At 59.3% G+C, this 12,465-nt stretch carries 9 protein-coding genes, 4 tRNA genes, 1 pseudogene and 1 riboswitch; of the genes and pseudogenes, 12 read left to right on the top strand and 2 right to left on the bottom strand.

What is annotated here, in order from left to right; translation table 11 throughout:
- Positions 1-106: 106 nt before the first annotated feature.
- From astB to astE, 3 genes are read left to right on the top strand one after another with little or no spacing between them, the layout of a single operon-like run.
- Positions 107-1,453, top strand: coding sequence for an N-succinylarginine dihydrolase (gene astB, locus HT737_RS07845; protein ID WP_027612640.1), 1,347 nt, complete (start codon positions 107-109; stop codon positions 1,451-1,453).
- A gap of 56 nt (positions 1,454-1,509) precedes the next feature.
- A complete protein-coding gene (locus HT737_RS07840; RefSeq protein ID WP_007963090.1) occupies positions 1,510-1,797 on the top strand; it encodes a hypothetical protein in 288 nt (95 codons plus the stop codon).
- 12 nt (positions 1,798-1,809) lie between these two features.
- Entirely contained in the window at positions 1,810-2,820 is a 1,011-nt protein-coding gene (gene astE, locus HT737_RS07835) for a succinylglutamate desuccinylase (protein WP_047295839.1), read from the top strand.
- Positions 2,821-2,950: 130 nt separating this feature from the next.
- Here astE and HT737_RS07830 read toward each other — a convergent pair whose 3' ends face one another.
- Positions 2,951-3,460, bottom strand: coding sequence for a 6,7-dimethyl-8-ribityllumazine synthase (locus HT737_RS07830; RefSeq protein WP_047295837.1), 510 nt, complete (start codon positions 3,458-3,460; stop codon positions 2,951-2,953).
- A gap of 101 nt (positions 3,461-3,561) precedes the next feature.
- A riboswitch (FMN riboswitch) is annotated at positions 3,562-3,733 on the bottom strand.
- A gap of 188 nt (positions 3,734-3,921) precedes the next feature.
- Here HT737_RS07830 and ltaE point away from each other — a divergent pair.
- The 8 genes from ltaE to HT737_RS07790 all read left to right on the top strand — a co-directional run bounded on the left by ltaE (position 3,922) and on the right by HT737_RS07790 (position 10,037).
- Positions 3,922-4,926, top strand: a complete 1,005-nt coding sequence (gene ltaE, locus HT737_RS07825; RefSeq protein ID WP_182402087.1) for a low-specificity L-threonine aldolase — start codon at positions 3,922-3,924, stop codon at positions 4,924-4,926.
- 146 nt (positions 4,927-5,072) lie between these two features.
- Positions 5,073-7,691 carry an alanine--tRNA ligase gene (gene alaS, locus HT737_RS07820; protein WP_086794684.1) on the top strand — a complete coding sequence of 873 codons (2,619 nt, stop codon included), beginning with the start codon at positions 5,073-5,075 and terminating at the stop codon, positions 7,689-7,691.
- Positions 7,692-7,781: 90 nt separating this feature from the next.
- Positions 7,782-9,023, top strand: coding sequence for an aspartate kinase (locus HT737_RS07815; RefSeq protein WP_025112914.1), 1,242 nt, complete (start codon positions 7,782-7,784; stop codon positions 9,021-9,023).
- A gap of 190 nt (positions 9,024-9,213) precedes the next feature.
- The gene (gene csrA, locus HT737_RS07810) at positions 9,214-9,402 is read left to right on the top strand and encodes a carbon storage regulator CsrA (protein ID WP_002554426.1); all 189 of its coding nucleotides are present in this window, start codon (positions 9,214-9,216) and stop codon (positions 9,400-9,402) included.
- A gap of 62 nt (positions 9,403-9,464) precedes the next feature.
- Positions 9,465-9,555, top strand: a tRNA-Ser gene (locus HT737_RS07805).
- 107 nt (positions 9,556-9,662) lie between these two features.
- Positions 9,663-9,739 (top strand) — tRNA-Arg (locus HT737_RS07800).
- Between the two features lie 71 nt (positions 9,740-9,810).
- A tRNA-Arg gene (locus HT737_RS07795) sits at positions 9,811-9,887 on the top strand.
- A 73-nt stretch (positions 9,888-9,960) separates the two neighbouring features.
- Positions 9,961-10,037: transfer RNA gene (locus HT737_RS07790), tRNA-Arg, on the top strand.
- An 18-nt stretch (positions 10,038-10,055) separates the two neighbouring features.
- Here HT737_RS07790 and HT737_RS07785 read toward each other — a convergent pair.
- Positions 10,056-10,574 (bottom strand): cell envelope protein SmpA, encoded by a 519-nt coding sequence (locus HT737_RS07785; RefSeq protein ID WP_182402085.1) that lies wholly within the window; start codon positions 10,572-10,574, stop codon positions 10,056-10,058.
- Positions 10,575-10,895: 321 nt separating this feature from the next.
- Here HT737_RS07785 and mgtE point away from each other — a divergent pair.
- A pseudogene (gene mgtE, locus HT737_RS07780) lies at positions 10,896-12,339 on the top strand (magnesium transporter).
- Positions 12,340-12,465: the final 126 nt, after the last annotated feature.

The following is a 12,465-nucleotide window of genomic DNA, read 5'->3' as shown; positions in this document are numbered from 1 at the left end:
GCGATGAGATCGCTGTGGGGAGCTGGCTTGCCAGCGATGGCCGCGCCGCGGTCTCAAAGAATAGTTACTGAAGCCTATAACAACAGATTCTCGTGGAGCCTCGCTGATGAAATCCTATGAAGTCAATTTTGACGGTCTAGTGGGGCCGACCCATAACTACGGCGGTCTGTCCTACGGCAACGTCGCGTCCCAGAGCAACAGCCAGCAGTCCTCGAACCCGAAGGAAGCGGCGCTGCAAGGTCTGGCGAAAATGAAAGCGCTGATGGAAATGGGCTTTCAGCAAGGCGTGCTGGCGCCGCAGGAGCGTCCGGACGTGGCCGCATTGCGCCGCCTGGGTTTCAGCGGCACCGACGCGCAAGTGATCGAGCGCGCCGCAAAAGAAGCCATGCCGTTGCTGGTTGCCAGTTGCTCGGCGTCGAGCATGTGGGTGGCGAATGCCGCCACCGTCAGCCCGAGTGCCGACACCGCTGACGGTCGCGTGCACTTCACCGCCGCCAACCTCAACTGCAAATACCACCGCAGTATCGAACACCCGACCACCAGCCGCGTGCTGGGTGCGATGTTCGCCGATCAGCAGCACTTCGCCCACCACGCCGCGTTGCCGGCGGTGGCGCAATTCGGTGACGAAGGCGCGGCCAACCACACGCGTTTCTGCCGTGAATACGGCGAGGCCGGTGTCGAGTTTTTCGTGTTCGGGCGCAGTGCCTTCGACACCCGTTACCCGGCGCCGCAAAAGTACCCGGCGCGCCAGACGCTGGAAGCGTCGCAAGCGGTGGCGCGTCTGCACGGTCTGCGTGACGAGGGCGTGGTCTACGCGCAGCAAAACCCGGCGGTGATCGACCAGGGCGTATTCCACAATGACGTGATCGCGGTGGGTAACGGCGAGGTGTTGTTCTATCACGAGGACGCGTTCCTCGACACCGAGCAAATGCTGGCCGAGTTGCAGGGCAAACTGGCCAAGGTCGGTGGCCAGTTCCAGTCGGTCTGCGTGCCGCGTTCGGCGGTCACCGTGGATGATGCGGTGCGTTCCTATCTGTTCAACAGCCAGTTGCTGTCGCGTCCGGATGGCTCGATGCTGCTGATCGTGCCGGAAGAGTGCCGTGGCAACGAGCGCGTGTGGAACTACTTGCAGGGGCTGACCAGCTCCGGCGGTCTGATCCGCGAAGTCAAAGTCTTCGACCTCAAGCAAAGCATGCAGAACGGCGGCGGCCCGGCGTGCCTGCGACTGCGCGTCGCGCTCAACGAAACCGAGCTGGCGGCCGTCAACCCAGGGGTTATCATGACCGCACCGTTGTACGGTTCGTTGACCGCATGGGTTGAAAAGCACTACCGCGACCGCTTGAGCGAAACCGATCTAGCGGACCCGCAATTGCTGCTTGAATGCCGGACGGCACTGGATGAACTGACGCAAATCCTTAAACTGGGCGCGGTTTATCCATTCCAGATCAATTGATGGCCGGCGCGTCGCCGAACGCGACGCGCGGCTTGTCTCCCCAAGAGAGTAAAAACATGAGCGATTCCCTGCAGCTGATCCTTGAAGACACCGACGGCACGCAACTGCAAACCTCGTGCACCCGCGTCGCGGTCATGTGGCAAGGCAAAGAGCTGTGGATCCAGCAGGACGGCCGTGGCCAGCTGCTGATCGGCGTGGATGTCGAGGAAGGTGACGAAGAGTACGCCAACCTGCTGCTGCGCCCACTGGCAACTAATCTGGTCAGTCTGCAACTGGAAATGGAACCGGCTGAGGTCGGCGACGAAGACCACGTGCACGGCCCGGATTGCAACCACGATCACTAAGGAAACCGCTCTATGCTCGCCCTCGGCAAACTGCTTGAACTGACCCTCGCCGGCCGTGAACCGGCGGAGAAGACTCAACTGACTGTCGAAGGCGTGCGCATGCGCTGGTTGAGCGAGGGTGCGCTGGAAGTCCGGCCCCCCGAAGCGCGCGACAATGGCCTGGACCTGCTGCTGTCGGCAGGCATCCACGGCAACGAAACAGCGCCGATCGAATTGCTCGACCGGCTGCTGCATGACATCGCACGCGGCGATCTGAAGCCGCGTGCGCGCATTTTGTTCCTGTTCGGCAATCCGGAAGCGATTCGCAAGGGCGAGCGCTTCGTCGAGCAGGACGTCAACCGGCTGTTCAACGGCCGGCATGAACAAACCAGCGGATCCGAAGCCATCCGCGCCTGTGAGCTGGAACGCCTGGCGGCGAGTTTCTTCAGCCTGCCGGACCGTCAGCGTCTGCACTACGACCTGCACACCGCGATTCGTGGTTCGAAGATCGAGCAGTTCGCCCTGTATCCGTGGAAAGAAGGGCGCCAGCATTCGCGCCGCGAACTGGCGCGTCTGCGTGCTGCCGGGATGGACGCGGTGCTGTTGCAGAACAAGCCGTCGATCGTGTTCAGTTCCTACACCTACGACAAGCTCGGCGCCGAGGCTTTCACCCTGGAACTGGGGAAGGCGCGGCCATTCGGGCAGAACCAAGGGGTGGATGTTTCACGTCTGGAAACCCGTCTGAAGCAGATCATCGAGGGCAATGAGCCGGATCTGGCTGCAGAGGGACTGGAGGGTTTGCAGCTGTTCAGCGTCGCCCGGGAAATCATCAAGCACAGCGATGCGTTCCGCCTGAACCTGCCGGCGGACATCGAGAACTTTTCTGAATTGGACGTCGGTTATGTGCTGGCCGAAGATCTGGCCAATACCCGCTGGATCATCGAGGAAGAGGGCGCACGCATCATCTTCCCGAACCCCAAGGTCAAGAACGGCTTGCGCGCGGGCATCCTGATCGTGCCGGCCACCGACGAAAACCTCGCCTGATGCCGTCTCTGAGCTGACAGAAATTCCTGTAGGAGCTGCCGAAGGCTGCGATTCTTTAGATCTTGTTTTTAGACGATCAAAAGATCGCAGCCTCGTTTCACTCGACAGCTCCTACAGGGGAGCGTTGTGGTCAGACGGCGACTGCACGCGGCTCACTGCGACGCAGCGCGCGAACCTTCTGCAGTGTATCCGCGCAAGTCCGCGCCGCTTCCTGACCCTTGTGCACGAAGTGCTCGAAGAAGAATTTCTGATGCTCTTCACCGGCATGGAAGTGATGCGGGGTCAGCGATACCGAGAACACCGGCACTTCGGTCTCCAGCTGCACCTGCATCAGGCCGCTGACCACTGACTGGGCGACAAACTCGTGACGATAGATGCCGCCGTCCACGACCAGAGCGGCCGCGACGATGCCGGCATAACGGCCGGTCTTGGCCAGCAACTTGGCGTGCAGCGGCATTTCAAAGGCGCCGCCGACTTCGAAGAAATCGATGTCCGATTCCTGATAACCCTGAGCGAGCATTTCGGCGACGAAGCCCTTACGGCTCTGGTCGACGATTTCCTTGTGCCAGCAGGCCTGGATGAACGCAACGCGCTCGCCGTGGGGGTGTTTGCTTTTGCTGTCGATAGCGGTGGGTTGCATGTTCTGACTCCTGTTTGTGTGAAAAACAGGGCGTTATGAATCGAAAGGGATTCAAGGGTACGCACGAGCACAAAAGCGCGCGGACGGCCCTTTGGCGTCAATCCCGTTCTCTCTTCATCCGGACTATGACCGTCGGCCCCGGAATCACACCGGGTCTGCTGACCTTGCCGCCGATCACAGCCTTTGCCGTGTCCGTCGCCAAGCGCTCGCGGGCTATGCGCATTGCGCGCAATTACCGCCGGTGGGGAATTACACCCCGCCCTGAGAACGTTTTTGCCGCCCGTTCTCGGGCGGCGCAGCGTTTTTATCACATATTTTCCGGCCTTGCACAGAACCTGTGGAAGTGTGTTCTCAAGAAGTAATCTGACCTTTTCTCATTCAAGGGTTGATAAATTGGCGCCATGACCGCAGTAATTCACCTTCGAAAAGGGATTTCCCCTGCTGACTCTGAGGCCAGGTTCATGAGCATTATCGATCTTCGCAGCGACACCGTTACCCAACCGACTCCTGCCATGCTCGATGCGATGACAGCGGCGGCCACCGGTGACGATGTGTACGGCGAAGATCCGACGGTCAATCGTCTGGAGGCGGAACTGGCGAAGCGCCTGGGGTTCGCCGCTGCGCTGTTCGTACCGACCGGCACCATGAGCAACCTGCTGGGCCTGATGGCGCACTGCGAACGTGGCGACGAATACATCGTCGGCCAGCAGGCGCACACCTATAAATACGAGGGCGGTGGCGCGGCGGTGCTCGGCTCGATCCAGCCGCAGCCGCTGGAGGTGCAGGCCGACGGTTCGCTGGATCTGGAGCAGGTCGCGGCAGCGATCAAGCCAGATGACTTCCATTTCGCCCGGACCCGTTTGCTGGCGCTGGAAAACACCATGCAAGGCAAAGTGCTGCCGCTGGAGTATCTGGTCCGCGCGCGCCAATTTACCCAGAAGCATGGTCTGGCCCTGCACCTGGACGGCGCGCGGTTGTACAACGCGGCGGTCAAGCTTGGTGTGGATGCCCGGGAAATCACCCGGCATTTCGATTCGGTGTCGGTGTGTCTGTCCAAAGGCCTTGGCGCGCCGGTGGGTTCGGTGCTGTGCGGTTCAGCCGAGTTGATCGGCAAGGCCCGTCGCCTGCGCAAAATGGTCGGCGGCGGCATGCGTCAGGCCGGTTTGCTCGCGGCGGCGGGGCTGTACGCGCTGGATCACCACGTCGAGCGTCTGGCGGATGACCATGCCAACGCGCACTATCTGGCCGAAGGCCTGCGCGAGGCCGGGTTCAGCGTCGAGCCGGTGCAGACCAACATGGTCTACGTGCAAACGGGCGACCGTGCCGAAGCGCTCAAGGCGTTTGCCGCCGAACGCGGGATCAAGTTGAGCGCCGCCGCGCGCTTGCGCATGGTCACGCACATGGACGTCAATCGCTCGCAAATCGAGCAAGTGATCGCGACATTCGTCGAGTTTTCGCGCAAGTGACAGCGTTAGCCGTCCAATTGACCGTTACTATCGTATAAACACGCTGTACCCCGCGCGAAGGGCCGATATAATGCGGCCCTTTGCCGTCGTTTCGTCTGTTGACGTTTCGTACAGGCCTTTGGCCGCAGCCTCCGTGGAAGAACCTAATGAAAAGCGCAGAAATCCGTGAAGCCTTCCTTCGCTTCTTCGAAGAGCAAGGCCACACCCGTGTAGCCTCCAGCTCTTTGATTCCGGGCAACGACCCAACCCTGCTGTTCACCAACGCGGGGATGAACCAGTTCAAGGACTGCTTCCTGGGCCAGGAAAAGCGCGCGTACACCCGCGCAACCAGCAGCCAGAAGTGCGTGCGTGCCGGTGGCAAGAACAGCGACCTGGAAAACGTCGGTTATACCGCTCGTCACCACACCTTTTTCGAAATGCTCGGTAACTTCAGCTTCGGTGACTATTTCAAGCACGACGCGATTACCTTCGCCTGGACCTTCCTGACCGGCGTTCTGAAACTGCCGAAGGAAAAACTCTGGGTCACCGTCTACGCCTCCGACGACGAAGCGTATGACATCTGGACCAAAGAAATCGGTGTGCCGGTCGAGCGCATGATCCGCATCGGCGACAACAAAGGCGCACCTTACGCCTCCGACAACTTCTGGACCATGGGCGATACCGGCCCGTGCGGCCCCTGCACCGAGATTTTCTACGATCACGGCGACCACATCTGGGGCGGCCCACCGGGTTCGCCGGAAGAAGACGGCGACCGTTACATCGAGATCTGGAACAACGTGTTCATGCAGTTCAACCGCACCGCCGATGGCGTGTTGCATCCGTTGCCAGCGCCGTCGGTCGACACCGGCATGGGCCTGGAGCGGATCAGTGCGGTGATGCAGCACGTCAATTCCAACTACGACATCGACCTGTTCAAGAACCTGCTCAAAGCCTCGGCTGAAGCCATCGGTTGCGAAAACGGCGATCAGTCGTCGCTCAAAGTGGTGTCCGACCACATCCGTTCGTGCGGTTTCCTGATCGCCGACGGCGTGCTGCCGTCCAACGAAGGTCGCGGTTACGTGCTGCGCCGGATCATCCGTCGCGCCTGCCGTCACGGCAACAAGCTGGGCGCCACTGGCAGCTTCTTCTACAAGATCGTCGCGGCGCTGGTTGCCGAGATGGGCGAAGCCTTCCCGGAACTGCAGAAGCAGCAGAGCAACATCGAGCGCGTACTCAAGGCTGAAGAAGAGCAGTTCTCCAAGACCCTGGAGCACGGCCTGAAGATCCTCGAACAGGATCTGCTGGAACTCAAAGGCACCGTGGTGCCGGGCGACGTAGTGTTCAAACTCTACGACACCTACGGTTTCCCGATGGACCTGACCGCCGACATCGCTCGCGAGCGTGGCTTGACCGTCGACGAAGTCGGCTTCGAGCGTGAAATGGAAGCCCAGCGCGTGCGCGCGCGTTCGGCCAGCTCGTTCGGTCTGGATTACAACACCCTGGTCAAGGTTGATGTGGCCACCGAGTTCACCGGCTACACCGACACCAGCGGCTCGGCAAAAATCGTCGCTATCTATAAAGATGGCCAGTCGGTCGACGTCTTGAGTGAAGGCGAAGAGGCGGTGATCGTGCTGAACCAGACGCCGTTCTACGCTGAATCCGGCGGCCAGATCGGCGACTGCGGTTTCCTGCAGGCCGGTAACGCGCGTTTCGACGTCCGTGACACCACCAAGACCGGCGGCGCATTCCTGCACCACGGCGTGCTGGATTCCGGCAGCCTGACCATTGGCGCGCCAGTGGAAACCCACGTCGATGCCGAAGTGCGTCACGCGACCTCGCTGAACCACTCCGCAACTCACTTGCTGCACGCTGCGCTGCGTCAGGTGTTGGGCGAGCACGTTCAGCAAAAGGGTTCGTTGGTGGATAGCCAGCGTCTGCGCTTCGACTTCAGCCACTTTGAGGCGATCAAGCCAGAGCAGATCAAAGCGCTGGAAGACATCGTCAACGCCGAGATCCGCAAGAACTCCGCGGTTGAAACCGAAGAAACCGACATCGAAACCGCCAAGCAGAAGGGCGCGATGGCGCTGTTCGGCGAGAAGTACGGCGACAACGTGCGCGTGCTGAGCATGGGCGGCGACTTCTCTGTCGAGCTGTGTGGCGGTATCCACGCCAACCGTACCGGTGACATCGGCCTGCTGAAAATCATCAGCGAAGGCGGTGTGGCATCGGGTGTGCGTCGTATCGAGGCAGTCACCGGTGCTGCGGCGCTGGCCTACTTGAACGCTGCTGAAGAACAACTCAAGGAAGCGGCCAACCTGGTCAAGGGCAGCCGCGACAATCTGATCGACAAGCTGTCGGCCGTGCTGGAGCGCAACCGCGCGCTGGAAAAGCAACTCGAGCAGTTGCAGGCCAAGGCTGCCAGCGCCGCCGGCGACGATCTGTCGAACTCGGCAGTCGACGTCAAAGGCGTGAAGGTGCTGGCTGCACGTCTGGATGGTCAGGACGGCAAGGCGCTGCTGGCGCTGGTTGATCAGCTGAAAAACAAACTCGGTCGCGCAGTGATCCTGCTCGGCAGTGTCCATGAGGAAAAGGTCGTACTGGTTGCAGGCGTAACCAAGGACCTGACTGGCCAACTCAAAGCCGGTGATTTGATGAAGCAAGCTGCTGCGGCAGTGGGCGGGAAGGGCGGTGGTCGTCCGGACATGGCGCAGGGCGGCGGTGTCGACGCCGGCGCACTGGATGGCGCTCTGGCGCTGACCGTTCCATTCGTCGAGCAGGGTTTATAAGACGGCCCGCCGGGCCCGCAGTCTAGTGGCGGGTCCGGCGGCTGTTCGAGTGATTATTGGGCGCCCTTCATGGGCAGAGGCGGCTTTGAAATGGCTTTGATCGTACAGAAATTTGGAGGCACCTCGGTCGGCACTGTCGAGAGAATCGAGCAGGTCGCCGACAAGGTTAAGAAATTCCGCGATGCCGGCGATGACCTGGTGGTTGTGCTGTCTGCAATGAGCGGCGAAACCAACCGTCTGATCGATCTGGCCAAGCAAATCAGTGGCGACGTGCAACCGGTTCCGCGTGAGCTGGACGTGATCGTTTCCACCGGTGAGCAGGTGACGATTGCCCTGTTGGCCATGGCGCTGATCAAGCGCGGTGTGCCGGCGGTGTCGTACACCGGTAATCAGGTGCGGATCCTGACGGACAGTGCGCACAATAAAGCGCGTATCTTGCAGATTGATGACCAGAAGATTCGCGGTGATCTGAAAGCAGGTCGCGTGGTGGTTGTCGCCGGTTTCCAGGGCGTCGACGAGCACGGCAACATCACCACCCTCGGTCGTGGCGGTTCCGACACCACGGGCGTGGCACTGGCGGCTGCATTGAAGGCTGACGAGTGCCAGATCTACACCGACGTCGATGGTGTCTACACCACTGACCCGCGCGTGGTGCCAGTCGCTCAGCGTCTGGACAAGATCACCTTCGAAGAGATGCTGGAAATGGCCAGCCTCGGTTCCAAGGTGCTGCAGATCCGTGCGGTGGAGTTCGCCGGCAAGTACAACGTTCCGCTGCGCGTACTGCACAGCTTCAAGGAGGGTCCGGGCACCCTCATTACTATTGATGAAGAGGAAACCATGGAACAGCCGATCATTTCCGGCATCGCTTTCAACCGCGATGAAGCCAAGCTGACCATCCGTGGCGTGCCAGACACCCCGGGCGTGGCGTTCAAGATTCTCGGCCCGATCAGTGCCGCGAACATCGAAGTCGACATGATCGTGCAGAACGTCGCGCACGATAACACCACCGACTTCACCTTCACTGTGCACCGCAACGACTACCAGGCCGCACAGACCGTGCTGGAAAACACCGCTCGCGAGATCGGTGCCCGTGAAGTCGTAGGCGATACCAAGATTGCCAAGGTCTCGATCGTCGGCGTCGGCATGCGTTCCCACGCAGGCGTGGCCAGCCGCATGTTCGAATCCCTGGCCAAGGAAAGCATCAACATCCAGATGATCTCGACGTCGGAAATCAAGGTTTCCGTGGTGATCGAAGAGAAGTACCTGGAACTGGCTGTGCGCGCCCTGCACACAGCTTTCGAACTGGACGCTCCGGCCCGTCAGGGCGAGTAATCCGGTTACTTGAAGGGCGCGGTCTGACCGCGCCCTTTGTTTTTTTGAATGGCGCGAGCCCCCTGAACTGTTCTTTTGCTCGTGCTGGTCAATACTCAGGCATGTAGGGCTACGATCGCTCCGGTTGTAGGTCGGGTGCCTTTTTTTTGCAGACTGTTGTCCCTGAAATGAAATGCGTGAGGAGAAAGGTATGCTGATTCTGACTCGTCGGTGCGCAGAAAGCCTGATTATCGGTGATGGCGAAATCACCGTGACCGTGCTCGGCGTCAAAGGAAATCAAGTGCGCATCGGCGTCAACGCCCCGAAAGAGGTTGCCGTGCACCGTGAGGAAATTTACCTGCGTATAAAGAAAGAGAAGGACGAAGAACCAAGCCATTAATTTTTATCGATTTTTATGTTTGCAAACGGGGAAGAAGGTGGTTAATATACGCCCCGTGTTGCGGAGAGCTGGCCGAGTGGCCGAAGGCGCTCCCCTGCTAAGGGAGTACACCTCAAAAGGGTGTCGGGGGTTCGAATCCCCCGTTCTCCGCCATTATTTGCTTAGTACGTTGTAATCTGGCTTTTTCTGTAAGTTGTTGAATTTATTAGAAAAAGTGGTTGGAATAGAGATTAGACGGGCTATAATGCGGCGCAACAAATGCACTCGTAGCTCAGCTGGATAGAGTACTCGGCTACGAACCGAGCGGTCACAGGTTCGAATCCTGTCGAGTGCACCATTTAAGAGTTGTTTATAGCGATATAAAGAACTCGGCTTCAGCCAGTTGTGGTCTGGTAAAAAAACACAAATGCACTCGTAGCTCAGCTGGATAGAGTACTCGGCTACGAACCGAGCGGTCACAGGTTCGAATCCTGTCGAGTGCACCATTTTAAGAGTTGTTTGCAGTAATGCAGGTAACTTGGATTCAGCCAGTTGTGGTCTGGTTTAAAAACACAAAATGCACTCGTAGCTCAGCTGGATAGAGTACTCGGCTACGAACCGAGCGGTCACAGGTTCGAATCCTGTCGAGTGCACCATATTCAAGAAGCCCGCGTTTAACGCGGGCTTTTTGTTGTCTGCGATTTGGTTTTTCCTTTCACGCATCCCCTCTCATCAAAATCGACTTGAGCACTACGGCCGCGTTTCAGGTCATAGCGATAGCTCGTTGTCGACGTTCGAATATTCACCTTGTCCGGTTTGCCGAGGGCGCTCTCGACATCCCGCTGGCTCATTCCGGCGATAACGCGACGATTGATGATCGCTTCGCGACGCTGCCTGGCATCGATCAGGTTGCCGCATTTGTCCTCCAGGCGGCCAACGATGCCCGGTTCACGTCCCTTGATTGTCATACCGGATATTTCTTCGTGATTGTGTTCCGGCATGATCGGCACGACGGAGCCGGGCGTGTAGGGGTGAACCTGCTGCACCGAGAGCTGCTCATCGTTGGCACAACTCAGGCTGGTGAAGGTGATGCCGCCGTCGGGCGCTTCGCATCGGTGAAGGGTGGTGGCGGCCCCGGCGGGCGGCAGGCAGAGCAGGCTGGCGACTACAAAACGGGATGTTCTGGATAGCATTCGACGTCCTCCATGACGGTCTACGCTCAAGGGTAGTCGCTACATTTTTCAATGCCGGTGTGTTTTCTTTTCAAGATGAGTCGTCGCATCTGCACGGGTCAGGACAGCACTCAGCTTTGTTGCGCAAGCGCTTGTTTCGACCGCGATTTTTTAACGTTTAAAACCGTCAGGCGGTGTATCATTGCGCCCGTCAGCCCCGCCGGGGCTTATGGAAAACCTCCATGGACTTACCCAGTAGTTACTCAGTAGCCCGTTTCACCAATCATGAATTGACTGATTGATCCTTCCGGCGTGCCCCGCTGCTGGGAGTGGAGTTCGCCTATGTCCGAAATCGAAGTAAAGAAAAACACAGGAAAGCCTGCAGGATCGCCTGGCTCAGGTGGTTGAGCTGCTGCAGCGCCAAAAGGTCGTCGAAGACCTGACTCATCGCCAGGAAGGCGCGCATCACGACCGGGTCGAGAACCTGGTTCACCGGCAGAACCTCGTCGAACTGCAACGCAAACTCGATGATCTGCACTCCGCCGACGTTGCCTACATCCTTGAAGCCCTGCCGCTGGACGACCGTCTGACGCTCTGGCAACTGGTAAAGGCTGATCGCGACGGCGACATTCTTCTTGAAGTATCCGATTCCGTTCGTGAAACGCTGATCGCCGACATGGACGATCACGAGCTCCTGGCTGCGGCCAAGGACATGGACGCCGACGAACTTGCTGACTTGGCCTCCGAGCTGCCGCGAGACGTCGTCCATGAGCTGATGGAAACGCTCGACCAGCAGCAACGCGAGCGCGTGCGTTCGGCTCTGTCCTATGACGAGGAGCAGGTCGGTGCGTTGATGGACTTCGAGATGGTGACCATCCGTGAGGACGTCAGCCTCGAAGTGGTTCTGCGTTACCTGCGTCGTCTCAAGGAGCTGCCGGGCCACACCGACAAATTGTTCGTGGTCGATTACGACGGCGTGCTCAAGGGCGTACTGCCGATCAAACGTCTGCTGGTCAACGATCCCGAGAAACAGGTTGCTGAAGTCATGGCCAGCGATCCGGTGAGTTTTCACCCGGACGAAGACGCCTATGACGCTGCTCAGGCATTCGAGCGTTACGACTTGATCTCGGCCCCGGTGGTCGACAAGAACGGCAAGCTGATCGGCCGTCTGACCATCGACGAAATGGTCGACCTGATTCGTGAGGAGAGCGAAAGCGAAGTCCTCAACATGGCGGGTCTGCGCGAAGAGGAAGACATCTTCGCCTCCGTCTGGAAATCCCTGCGCAACCGTTGGGCGTGGCTGGCGATCAACCTGATCACTGCCTTTGTTGCGTCGCGGGTGATCGGTCTGTTTGAAGGCTCGATCGAGAAGCTGGTGGCGCTGGCGGCGCTGATGCCGATCGTGGCGGGTATCGGCGGTAATTCCGGTAATCAGACGATTACCATGATCGTGCGTGCCATGGCGCTGGACCAGGTCAGCACCGGCAACACCTCACGGCTGATGCGCAAAGAGCTGGCGGTCGCGTTGATCAATGGTCTGGTCTGGGGCGGGGTAATCGGCGTGGTCGCCTATCTGCTTTACGGCAGTTGGTCGCTGGGCGTGGTGATGACGGCAGCGATGACCCTCAATCTGCTGCTCGCGGCGCTGATGGGGGTGTTGATCCCAATGACACTGGCCAAGATGGGCCGCGACCCGGCGATGGGCGCCAGCGTGATGATCACGGCCATGACCGACAGTGGTGGCTTCTTCATCTTCCTGGGGTTGGCGACGATCTTTCTGCTCTGATTCGCCACCATGCAAAAGCCCGCCGAAATGGCGGGCTTTTTTGTGCCTGTGTAGTTGTCTGTGCTTGTGTATTGATCTGTGGCGAGGGGGATTTATCCCCGATGGACTGCGCAGCAGGCCCTCTTC

Origin of the sequence: Pseudomonas sp. MD195_PC81_125 (assembly GCF_014060985.1) — a bacterium.
In the GTDB taxonomy this organism is placed as follows: domain Bacteria; phylum Pseudomonadota; class Gammaproteobacteria; order Pseudomonadales; family Pseudomonadaceae; genus Aquipseudomonas; species Aquipseudomonas parakoreensis.
The sequence above is the reverse complement of the archived record's forward strand: the minus strand, read 5'-3'. Positions and strand labels throughout refer to the sequence as shown.

Bases quoted from the DNA above. Each gene is read 5' to 3' on its own strand.
- HT737_RS07815 (WP_025112914.1), top strand. From the start codon at position 7,782: ATGGCTTTGATCGTACAGAAATTTGGAGGCACCTCGGTCGGCACTGTC.
- HT737_RS07785 (WP_182402085.1), bottom strand. From the start codon at position 10,574: ATGCTATCCAGAACATCCCGTTTTGTAGTCGCCAGCCTGCTCTGCCTG.
- astE (WP_047295839.1), top strand. From the start codon at position 1,810: ATGCTCGCCCTCGGCAAACTGCTTGAACTGACCCTCGCCGGCCGTGAA.
- ltaE (WP_182402087.1), top strand. From the start codon at position 3,922: ATGAGCATTATCGATCTTCGCAGCGACACCGTTACCCAACCGACTCCT.
- astB (WP_027612640.1), top strand. From the start codon at position 107: ATGAAATCCTATGAAGTCAATTTTGACGGTCTAGTGGGGCCGACCCAT.
- alaS (WP_086794684.1), top strand. From the start codon at position 5,073: ATGAAAAGCGCAGAAATCCGTGAAGCCTTCCTTCGCTTCTTCGAAGAG.
- HT737_RS07830 (WP_047295837.1), bottom strand. From the start codon at position 3,460: ATGCAACCCACCGCTATCGACAGCAAAAGCAAACACCCCCACGGCGAG.
- csrA (WP_002554426.1), top strand. From the start codon at position 9,214: ATGCTGATTCTGACTCGTCGGTGCGCAGAAAGCCTGATTATCGGTGAT.
- HT737_RS07840 (WP_007963090.1), top strand. From the start codon at position 1,510: ATGAGCGATTCCCTGCAGCTGATCCTTGAAGACACCGACGGCACGCAA.